Genomic DNA, 9984 nt, shown 5'->3' on the forward strand with positions numbered 1-9984 from the left:
ATGCGTTTGTGGTTGCCCGGCGGGCTCGTCGCAGGCATGGTCGTGGTGAGCCTGCTGGCCCCGGCGGCCCCGCCCTACCGTGATCTCGACGCCCTCGGTATCGCGTTCTCACTGGCATCGGCGCTGTGTCTGCTCTGGGTACGGACGGCTCCGCTGACCGTGCTCAGTGGCGTCTGCGCAATCCTGATGATCAACGATGCGGTCGGCTATCCGGTGGTCTTCGTCCAGTGGCCTCCCTGGCTCGCAGTGTTCGTGTGCTTCGCCCGATACGGCGACCGGCGGCTCAGGACCGTCTCCGCGCTCGTGACAGCGCTGACCGTGGTCGGATTTCTCGTCCTGGACCCTGCGCCCGTGGATGCGTTCGAGTTGTGGGGCATCGGGATGTGCTTCCTGGTCGCGGTCGTCGGCGGGGACGCCGCCCACAGCCGCCGGGCCGTCACCGCCGCGACCAAAGCACGCGTCCTGCTGGAGGAACGAACACGCCTGGCCCGCGACCTGCACGACGCCCTGGGCCACTCCGTCAACGTGATGGTCCTGCAGGCCGCCGTTGGCCAGCGGGTCTTCACCGACAACCCCGACTTCGCCCGCGAAACGCTCCGCCAGATCGAGACCCTCGGACGCGCCTCACTCCACGAACTGGACCAGCTCCTGCGGGTCCTGCACCCTGAAAACACCCCCCTCGCCACCGGCCTTGCCGACCTCGCCGGACGGGTCCGCGCCGCCGGACGCGAACTGGAATTCACCACCACCGACATCAACGTCCCGGCAGGAACATCCCAGGCCGTGTACCGCATCGTCCAGGAAGCCGTCACCAACGCCCTGCGGCACACCGACACCGGCCGCATCCAGATCGACCTCGAACAGTCCGGCGGCCAAATCCGCCTGGAGATCCGCAACCACGGCACCGGATTCCCCGACCTCGTTCCCGGACACGGTCTGGCCAACATGCGCGAACGCGCCCACCAGGTGGGCGGCGACCTCCAGGCCGGGCCTGCCCCTGAGGGATTCCTGGTCCGCGCGATCCTCCCGGTCCCGGCATGATTCGGATCATGCTCGCCGACGACGACCCACTCATTCGGTCCACCCTGCGCGCGCTGCTCACGACCGAACCAGGTTTGCTCGTCGTCGGTGAGGCCGCCAACGGCTACCAGACCGTACGGAGCGCCCGGGCGCTCCGTCCCGACGTCATCTTGATGGACGTCCGGATGCCCGGCCATGACGGCGTGCACGCCACTCGCGAGATCACCTCCTGGCCACTACCCCGCCCGAGGGTCCTCGTCCTCACCACCTTCGATCTGGCCGACGTCGTCGATGAGGCCATCGCCGCAGGTACCGACGGCTTCCTCCTCAAACGCGCCACCCCCGAAGAGATCATCAACGGTATCAAGACCGTCGCCGCCGGCCACGCCCTGCTCGCCCCGCCCGTCACCCGCCGCCTCCTAGCCTCCCTCGCCGCCCGTCCCCGCGAAACCCACCCCCCCACCCCCCTCACCGACCGCGAGGCCGCCGTCCTCACCGCCCTCGCCGCCGGACTGTCCAACTCCGAAATCGCCGCCACCATGCACCTCTCCCGGGAAACCGTTAAAACACACGTCAAAAACATCCTGGCCAAACTCCAAGTCCGCGACCGCACCCAAGCCGTCATCTGGGCCTACCGAACCGGCTTCACCACCACCCCGACAGATCACTAAGCCCGCGGCATCGGAAGCCGCGGCTGCCCGGCGAACTCCTGGTAGCTCGATGACGTTCGTCCCAGGTCCCGCAGAGTGCTCACTAGCCGACGGCAGATCAGTCCCGTTCGCTGCGCGAACGGGACTGCCGCAAGAAGGTCCGGCAGAACGGGTTTCGGTCCGGGCGCGGCGGGGGTCTTGGCGATAGACGGGCCAGATAACTATCAACAGGTAGTGCCTTTCTTGGGGTGCTCGTGCTGTGCTGGGGGTGGCTTTGCAAAGTGGGCGTGTGAAGCGCCGTTTGGGGCGGCGTCCATCCAGCAGGCGCGGTGTGCTTCGGCTCCCGCGTCCAGAGGTTCCCGCCCGGAAGGGGGAGGCAGCAATGGGCTGCCTGATCGAAAACCGCATCGGTACCGGCGCCGCTTCACCGCGCACGTGGGCAAGGGCATCGATATCTCGGCCAAGCCGAGCGGTGGGGCTTTCACATCAAGCTCAACCCGGCCGTCGATGGGCTGCTGGAGCACCGAGGAGAAGATCGCCGAGGTCGTCGGGGAGTTCCTCACCAGCCCGCTCAAGGAGATCATCGCCGTGGCGGTGCTGGCGCAGAACACCTGGATCAATCCGGTGGCCGATGATTACGGCGTCTGGCTAACCTCGCCGTGGATGTCGTCCCTGATGCTCATTCCGACCGGCTCGGGATTATCGGGTGATGACACCAGCCTGTGGTGGATGGTGTATGAGGCGGGAATGGGGTGGGAGAGGATCACCGCTTCCCCGGGCACTGCTCGGCCACCGCACCGGCGCCGGCGGTCTACGACGACACCCTGCACGGCGCGCACCGCGGCGCCAGCGCCGGTGCCTAGCCCGCGACTACGAACGACAGCCCGCCGAACCAGCGAAGCTATGATCCGCTGGGCCGCCATCGGCCTCATGACCCGCCGCTTGGCCCGCGGTGAACAGCCCGCCGTCCACCAAGCCCCACGCCCTTGAATACCTATAATGAGACCCTTCTCAAACACGCACTAAGGTCTGTACTTACCTTGTCTGCCCCGTTGTTGAGAGACGAAATCTCGTCAGCCGTCGCGTCGAGTTAATGTCAGTGGCCGGCGGCTGTGCAGCGCAAGTCCGGCGTCATCATGAACGCTCGCCACCGACCGCCTGTCCGGCGATAATAAGCGGCTTTTCAACTCGGAAATCATCGACGCCACGGGGTCAACGTGCAGTTCCTCATCGATCCGCGCGGCGAGCTGATCTGGGCCTTTTCGACACTGCCCGACTCGGCGTCGGCTGGTCCCCGGCCTCAAGGCGAGGGCGGCGTTCAGGTCGTCCGGGACTGCGAAGGATTTCGCTGCCGCCGGAGGGCCGCCTTCGACGTTCCGCCGCAGCCGGGCTCGCAGCGCGCCGAGCCTCGCACTGTCCCACCCCTGCGTGACCTGCTGTAAGGGTTCGTCAGATGGCTCAGACCTCTTGACGAGCCATCGCCCGAGTGTGCAATGTTACATGGCACACCGAGGAGGTCGCATTGAAGCCAAGGCACGGCGTCATCATCGCCAGCGCGCTGTCGCTGCGCGCGGGCTTCAGAGCCGATCAGCGTCGGCGCGCCGAACGCTTTCCGCTCGTTACTCGACGTGGGATGCGCCGATGCCCGCCCCAGCGGACCGCCGGGCGAAGACCACAGCCTGGCGGTCGAGTGACGGTCGCCAGTGGTCGTGGCGACCCTCGACTTGCTCGATGGCGATCGGGTGATCCCCGGAGTCGCTGCGGACGGGGCCGCTGGCATAGGGCCGTTCTTCACCTGCTGATCGGCGACGATGACCCCGTCGGGTTCGCCTGAACCGGCGTCAGGAAGTCATCGCGGGGCAGGTAGATCGCTCCCGCGAGGGCTAGGGGCGCTCGACCGCGCCGTTCCTGGCGACGAGAGCTAACGGACACGGTTGGTGTACCAAGGTCGCTGCAATCGCCAGGCATCCGCTGCGACTCGAGATCCGAGTTCATGTTGGCAATCAAGCTCTCCATGGACGCCGTGAGGCGATTCGGATGCCGTGCCCTTCTTCAACGTGCGGTGGGTTCCGGACAACAGGAGGCGGTACGGGCCGTCACGGACGGGGTGGCCCACAGGGGAAGAGCGTCGGACGCCCGGTTCCCGCTCGAGAGCCCCACAGGAGCCGGACTCGAACACTCTCGGCCTGTCAGCTGACACCGGGAGGTCCAAGGCCTCCGGTCTCGGACGAGTATCTCATTCCATCAATTAAGCGGTCAGGGGACCCGCGCCGACCATCGGCGCCCCCGCGAACGGCCCTGGCCGAGAACACTTTGATCAGCCGCCTCAAGAAGGAAGACCGATGAAGAAGTTCACAATGGGCGTCGTGCTCGCAGTGGCGTCCCTGGCGGTGTCCGCCTGCGGTCAGGGGCTGCTCGGCTCGGACGACGCCGAGGACTCGGGCCCGATCACGATCGGCATGGCGATCCCGCTGTCGGGGTCCAGCGCCGACATCGGGCCTTACATGAAGAACGGCGCCCAGATGGCCGTCGACGAGATCAACGCCCGGGGCGGCGTCGGCAAACGCAAGCTGCGGCTCCGGGTCGAGGACGACGCCTGCGACCCCAAGACCGCGGTGGCGGCGGCCAGCAAGCTGGTCGCAGCGAAGATCGCCGTCTCGGTGGGCGGTTACTGCTCGGGGGCGACGCTGCCGACCCTGCCGGTGTTCGACCGCGCCCGGATCCCGATGATCATTCCGGCGGCGAACTCCACCGAACTGGTCGCGCAGCGCCTCAAGCACGTCTTCCTCATCAACGGGACGGGCGACCAGCAGGCCGTCGCGGCGATGAACTGGATGACCAAGAGCGGGCCGAAGAAGGTCGCGGTCCTGCACGACAACACCTCCTACTCCAAGGACATCGCGCTGCGGACGGCAGCGGCGCTCGACAGGCCCGGCGGGCCCGACAAGGCGACCCTGGACGCCGTCAACCCCGGGGAGAGCGACTACTCCGCCAACATCGCCAACGTCCTGAAGACCCACCCGGACTTCATCTACTGGACCGGCTACTACCAGGAGGGCGGCCTCCTGCTGCGGCAGTTCCGGCAGGCCGGCTACACCGGCGGTTTCATGGTGGGAGACGGCTCGGTGGACGCCAAGCTCATCAAGATCGCGGGAGGGAAGGCGGCGGACGGCGTCTTCGCCACCATGACCCAGACCCCGGACACGATCGAGGGTGCAGGCGGCTGGATCAGCTCCTACAAGCAGAAGTTCGGCAGCGATCCGGGCCCGTACTCCACCCAGTCCTACGACGCCGTGCGGGTGGCGGCCGAGGGCATCGCCAAGGCCGGCGGCACCGACGGCGACAAGATCGCGAAGCAACTGGAGGCCGTCAACGGCTTCCCGATCTTCACGGGGCCGCTGAAGTTCACCCCGCAGCACACGCTCGGCAACGGCGGCTTCGTGATCCTCGTTGTCAAGGGCGGCGCCTTCACGCTGCGCGACGACCTGAAGTAGGCGTCCATGGCACAGTTGATCTGGAACGGGTTGTTCGTCGGCTCGTTCTACGCGCTGGTCGCCCTCGGCTACAGCATGGTCTACGGGATCATCAAGCTGCTCAATTTCGCCCACGGCGACCTGTACATGCTCGGAGCCTTCACCGGGTTCGCGATGCTCGGCGCGATGGGCGGCCTGGTGCACTCCTCCTCGCTGGTCGCACTGCTCGTCGTGCTGGTCCTCACCATGGTCACCACGGGGATCGCCGGGCTGGCGGTCGAGCGGGTGGCCTACCGCCCGCTGCGAGGCATGCCCCGGCTGTCGCTGCTGATCACCGCGGTCGGCGCGTCGTTCGCGCTGGAGTACGGCACCCGGATCGCGGCCGGTCCGAACCCGCGGGTCTACCCGGTGCGGTTGGACGGGGCGTCCTTCACCGTCCTGGGTGCACGCGTGACGGTGCAGCAACTCCTGCTGATGGCCGTCTCGGTGGTACTGATGGCGGGGCTCACCATGCTCATCGGGCGGACCCGGCAGGGCCGGGCGATGCGGGCCATCGCACTCGACCCGAAGGCGTGCCTGCTCATGGGCATCAACGTGGACGCCGTCATCGCCCGCACCTTCTTCATCGGCTCGGCGATGGCCGGGGCCGCGGGCGTGATGGCCGGCGGCTACTACGGAAAGATCGACTTTCTGATGGGGTTCATCATCGGCCTCAAGGCGTTCACCGCCGCCGTCATCGGCGGGATCGGGAACGTTCCCGGCACGATGCTGGGGGCAATCGTGCTGGGAATGCTCGAATCCTTCGGCACCCACTGGGTGGGCGGTCAGTGGCGGGACGTGTTCGCGTTCGGCTTCCTCATCCTCTTCCTCACCGTGCGGCCTACCGGGCTGCTCGGCGAGCGCGTCACGGAGCGCGTCTGATGGCGGCGCTTCCGGACCGCGCTGCGAAACGCCGCGCGGCGAGCGGCGTCTCGCGTCTGCTGGAGAGCCGCCACCTCGGCTGGGCCGGCCTCGCCGTGGGACTGGCCGCCCCGTTCGCGATCGCGACACCGTATGCGATGAACATCATGACGAGCGCAGTGATCTTCGTGATGCTCACGGTCGGGCTGAACATCGTGGTCGGCTACTGCGGTCTGCTCGACCTCGGGTTCGCCGCGTTCTTCGCGGTCGGCGCCTACACCAGCGGCCTGCTGGCCACCCGGCTGAACTGGCCTCTGGTGGCGACCGTCCCCTTCGTCATCGTCGCCACCGTGATCGCCGGCATCGTCATCGGAGGCCCCACGCTCCGGCTGCGCAGCGACTATCTCGCGATCGTGACGCTCGGCTTCGGAGAGATCGTCCGGATCACCGCCAACAACCTGGAGGTCACCGGCGGGCCCTCGGGCATCTACGGGATCCCCGGCCTGTTCGGTGATCATGTCTCCGATCCGGTGGTGTTCTACTACGCAGCGCTGCTCATCGCCGCGGTAGCGGTGCTGCTCGCCGCCCGGCTGGGACGGTCCCGGCTCGGACGCGCGTGGCGGTTCGTCCGGGAGGACGAGGACGCCGCCGAGGCCATGGGCGTCCACACCTACCGGGTCAAGCTGGCGGCCTACATCGCCGGGGCGGTCTGGGGCGGGCTCGCGGGCGTGCTGTTCGCTGCGCAGCTGTCGGCGGTCTCTCCGGCCAGTTTCACTTTCCTGCAGTCGGCCCTGGTGCTGATGGCGGTCGTGCTCGGCGGCATGGGCTCCACGCCCGGCGTCGTCCTCGGCGCGGTCGTGATCAGCCTGCTGCCCGAGATGCTTCGCGGGCTGGCCGACTACCGGTTCTTCGTGTTCGGAGTCCTGCTGATCGCGATGATGATCAGCCGTCCGCAGGGCCTCTGGCCGCACCGGTCACGCGAGACCGACCGCATGGCGGCCCGGTCGGAAGGAGCCTGATGCTCGACGTGCAGGATCTACAGCTGGCCTTCGGGGGCGTCTGGGCGGTCGACGGGCTCACCTTTTGCGTGGACGAGGGCGAGATCGTTTCGATCATCGGCCCGAACGGGGCGGGCAAGACCTCCGCCTTCAACTGCGTCACCGGCTTCTACAAGCCGACCGGTGGCCGGATCGCCCTGGACGGCGCCGACATCACAGGGCGGCGCCCGTCCGCGATCGCCGCCCGCGGCCTGTCGCGCACCTTCCAGAACCTCCGCGTCTTCGGCGACCTGTCGGTGCTGGACAACGTGCGAGCCGGGACCCACCTGTGGCTGCGGCAGCGGACGTTCGACGTGCTGCTGCACACCCCCCGCTACCGGCGCAGCGAGCAGCAGGCCACCGACGAGGCGCACAAGTGGCTCGACTTCGTCGGGCTCCGCGGTGACCGGACGGGCCTGGTGCGGCACCTTCCGTACGGGGAGCAGCGCCGGGTCGAGATCGCGCGGGCCCTGGCCCGCCGGCCGGCCCTGCTGCTGCTGGACGAGCCCGCCGCCGGGCTCAACCACGCGGAGAAGGCCGAGCTGCTAGGCCTGAGCCGGCGGATCCGGGACCTCGGCATCGCGATAGCGCTCATCGAGCACGACATGGGCCTGGTCATGGAGGTCTCCGACCGCGTGGTGGTGCTCAACTACGGCAAGGAGATCGCCGACGGCACCCCAGCCCGGGTCCGCACCGACCCGGCGGTAATCGAGGCGTATCTCGGGCGCGATGCCGACCCGGAGGAGACCGAGGAGGTGCGCGGTGCTCGAACTGACTGACCTGACAGTGAAGTACGGCGCGGTGACCGCGCTGAACGGCCTGTCACTCACCGTCCAGAAAGGGGAGACGGTGGCGCTGCTGGGCAACAACGGCGCCGGCAAGACCACCACTCTGTCGGCCATCTCCGGCCTGGTCCGTCCATCCGGCGGCGACATCATATATCAGGGACGGTCGGTGGCCGGGGCGCCGCCGTCGGAGATCGTGGCGCGCGGCCTGGTGCACGTCCCCGAGGGGCGGCGGATCTTCAGCACCCTGACGGTCCACGAGAACCTGCTGCTCGGCGGCTACCTGGTGCGGGACGGCCGCGAGCTGGCCAGACGCATCGACCGAGTCTACGGGCTGCTCCCCCTGCTCGCCGAACGGCGCGGGCAGGAGGGCGGGACACTGTCCGGTGGCGAGCAGCAGATGCTGGCCATCGGCCGCGCCCTGGTCGCCGGGCCCGAACTGCTGATGCTGGACGAGCCGTCGATGGGACTCGCCCCCCTCGTCGTCGCGGCGGTCATGGAGGTCATCCACGATGTCGCCGCGGACGGGACGGCCGTCCTGCTGGTCGAACAGAACGCCAGAGCGGCGCTCCAGATCGCCCAGCGCGGCTACGTGATCGAGAACGGCCGCTGCACCCTGGAGCGATCAGCAGCTGAACTCTCCGTCGACCCGCGCGTCGTCGAAGCCTACCTCGGGGGTGACATGAGGCCACGCTGAGACGAGCGCTCCAACCGACTTTCACCGAAGCCGAGCGGGCCCCGCGGCGATCCTTGACCGGCCTCGGCGAGGTCGAACCTCCGGCCCGCCCGGCCGGTCATTGGGGGAGGTCGGTGACCGCGCCAGCAATGGTGATGTGGTCCGCCCTGAAGATTCCCAGAAACTCCACGACCCGTCTTGGCGGCGCCACCAGGACTAGATCACCGCCGAGCGAGGCCGCGCGTTCCCAGCCGTCGACAAACGCACGCAGGCCTGCTGCGCCGCAGAAGCGAAGCCCTGACAGTTCCAGCGCGATCCGTGGCGGCGGATCCGCCCACGACGCACCAGCCAAGTAGTCGACCAGTCGGGGAGCTGTGGCCACGTCCAGATCGCCCGACACCACCAGCACCCACCACGATCCATGCCGCTGTGCGGCGACGTGCAGCACAGCAGTCACCACGATCACCCTCCTCCCCTTCCCGGTACCGTGCCGACGAGCCCGGTAAGCCCCGGCTGCCGTGCAGCACCCCCCGAACACCACGAGCAAGATCACACGGCAGTGAAGATCGCCGAGCAGGTCCTCACCCGGTCCAAGCCACCTGACGCCCTGCTGCAGCGGGGGCGGCCGCCCGCACTTCCCGGCCGGATCAGGCCGCTGACCTCGGCACCCAGGCTTGTTGTCAACATTTGCCCCTAGGCGACTGTCATCTCACATTTTACAGTGCAATTTCACATTGCATAGCGGACGGCGCGGCCGGATGCCGCGCCCACCCCCGTCCGCGAAGGAGGCACCCCCTATGGTCCGCCCCAAACGCAGAAGGGTCGCCGCGGCCGTCGCCGCGGCCGCCGCCCTGACCACGGCCTCAATGGCGGCGCCGGCGTACGCCGGCGCCCCCGATGGCCGCGGCGCGCCCCCCGCCCCCACCCCGAACCACCGGTCCCAGGCCCAGATCCAGCAGGAGGCCAAGAACACCCTCGTCAAGCAGATCGCCAAGGACCACGGCGTATCGGCGGCCGAGGCGGGCCGCCGCGCCGACCGGCAGCCCGCGCAGTTCAAACTGGCCACCAAGATCGACAAGAAGCTCGGCGCAGCCTATGGCGGCGCCTGGATCGACCAGGCGCACGGCGGCAGGCTCACCGTCGCCGTCACCACAAAGCACGCGGCGGCCAAAGCGCGGACCACTGCCACCGCCTCCGGCATGAACGACACCGCCACCACAACCGTCCGGTACAGCTTCCAGCACCTCCAGCAGGTGTCGGACTCCCTGGCCAAGCGTGTCGCCACCGCCAACAAGGGCGCCAAGGCCGGCCTGCAGACCGGCATCGTCACCTCCGGCAACACCGTGAAGCTGAGCAGCCTCAAGGGCGCCGCGCTCACCCCGGCCCAGCGCGACGTCATCGGCTGGGCGCGGCGCACGTTCGGCGGCGCCGTCCAGGTGTCGA

The 9984-nt window shown here is 68.4% G+C and carries 9 protein-coding genes and 1 pseudogene; 9 read left to right on the forward strand and 1 reads right to left on the reverse strand.

Features of this window, described 5'->3' with window-relative positions; translation table 11 throughout:
* From AB0H37_RS42920 to AB0H37_RS42955, 8 genes are all read left to right on the forward strand, one after another.
* A complete protein-coding gene (locus AB0H37_RS42920; RefSeq protein ID WP_360618419.1) occupies positions 1 to 1041 on the forward strand; it encodes a histidine kinase in 1041 nt (346 codons plus the stop codon).
* Between the two features lie 8 nt (positions 1042 to 1049).
* Entirely contained in the window at positions 1050 to 1691 is a 642-nt protein-coding gene (locus AB0H37_RS42925; RefSeq protein ID WP_360618420.1) for a response regulator transcription factor, read from the forward strand.
* A 414-nt stretch (positions 1692 to 2105) separates the two neighbouring features.
* Positions 2106 to 2660, forward strand: coding sequence for a hypothetical protein (locus tag AB0H37_RS42930; protein WP_360618421.1), 555 nt, complete (start codon positions 2106 to 2108; stop codon positions 2658 to 2660).
* A gap of 1352 nt (positions 2661 to 4012) precedes the next feature.
* Positions 4013 to 5164 (forward strand): branched-chain amino acid ABC transporter substrate-binding protein, encoded by a 1152-nt coding sequence (locus tag AB0H37_RS42935; RefSeq protein WP_360618423.1) that lies wholly within the window; start codon positions 4013 to 4015, stop codon positions 5162 to 5164.
* 6 nt (positions 5165 to 5170) lie between these two features.
* The gene (locus AB0H37_RS42940; protein WP_179848046.1) at positions 5171 to 6064 is read left to right on the forward strand and encodes a branched-chain amino acid ABC transporter permease; all 894 of its coding nucleotides are present in this window, start codon (positions 5171 to 5173) and stop codon (positions 6062 to 6064) included.
* Positions 6064 to 7062, forward strand: a complete 999-nt coding sequence (locus AB0H37_RS42945) for a branched-chain amino acid ABC transporter permease (protein ID WP_360618424.1) — start codon at positions 6064 to 6066, stop codon at positions 7060 to 7062. The genes AB0H37_RS42940 and AB0H37_RS42945 overlap by 1 nt, the downstream gene beginning before the upstream one ends.
* On the forward strand, positions 7062 to 7859 hold the full coding sequence (locus AB0H37_RS42950) for an ABC transporter ATP-binding protein (RefSeq protein ID WP_360618425.1): 798 nt from the start codon (positions 7062 to 7064) through the stop codon (positions 7857 to 7859). Before AB0H37_RS42945 ends, AB0H37_RS42950 begins: the two co-directional genes overlap by 1 nt.
* Positions 7810 to 8562, forward strand: a complete 753-nt coding sequence (locus tag AB0H37_RS42955; protein WP_360618427.1) for an ABC transporter ATP-binding protein — start codon at positions 7810 to 7812, stop codon at positions 8560 to 8562. Before AB0H37_RS42950 ends, AB0H37_RS42955 begins: the two co-directional genes overlap by 50 nt.
* Before the next feature lie 97 nt (positions 8563 to 8659).
* Here the strand turns inward: AB0H37_RS42955 and AB0H37_RS42960 are convergent, their stop codons facing one another.
* Entirely contained in the window at positions 8660 to 9007 is a 348-nt protein-coding gene (locus AB0H37_RS42960; RefSeq protein WP_360618428.1) for an STAS domain-containing protein, read from the reverse strand.
* Positions 9008 to 9338: 331 nt separating this feature from the next.
* On the opposite strand from AB0H37_RS42960, the pseudogene AB0H37_RS42965 reads away from it, so the two are divergent.
* Positions 9339 to 9984: pseudogene (locus tag AB0H37_RS42965) on the forward strand (hypothetical protein); the annotation flags it as partial.

Origin of the sequence: Actinomadura sp. NPDC023710 (assembly GCF_040639875.1) — a bacterium.
Classification (GTDB): Bacteria; Actinomycetota; Actinomycetes; order Streptosporangiales; family Streptosporangiaceae; genus Spirillospora; species Spirillospora citrea.

Coding starts and splice junctions, on each gene's coding strand:
- AB0H37_RS42920 (WP_360618419.1), top strand. CDS start 1: ATGCGTTTGTGGTTGCCCGGCGGGCTCGTCGCAGGCATGGTCGTGGTG.
- AB0H37_RS42925 (WP_360618420.1), top strand. CDS start 1,050: ATGCTCGCCGACGACGACCCACTCATTCGGTCCACCCTGCGCGCGCTG.
- AB0H37_RS42935 (WP_360618423.1), top strand. CDS start 4,013: ATGAAGAAGTTCACAATGGGCGTCGTGCTCGCAGTGGCGTCCCTGGCG.
- AB0H37_RS42940 (WP_179848046.1), top strand. CDS start 5,171: ATGGCACAGTTGATCTGGAACGGGTTGTTCGTCGGCTCGTTCTACGCG.
- AB0H37_RS42945 (WP_360618424.1), top strand. CDS start 6,064: ATGGCGGCGCTTCCGGACCGCGCTGCGAAACGCCGCGCGGCGAGCGGC.
- AB0H37_RS42950 (WP_360618425.1), top strand. CDS start 7,062: ATGCTCGACGTGCAGGATCTACAGCTGGCCTTCGGGGGCGTCTGGGCG.
- AB0H37_RS42955 (WP_360618427.1), top strand. CDS start 7,810: ATGCCGACCCGGAGGAGACCGAGGAGGTGCGCGGTGCTCGAACTGACT.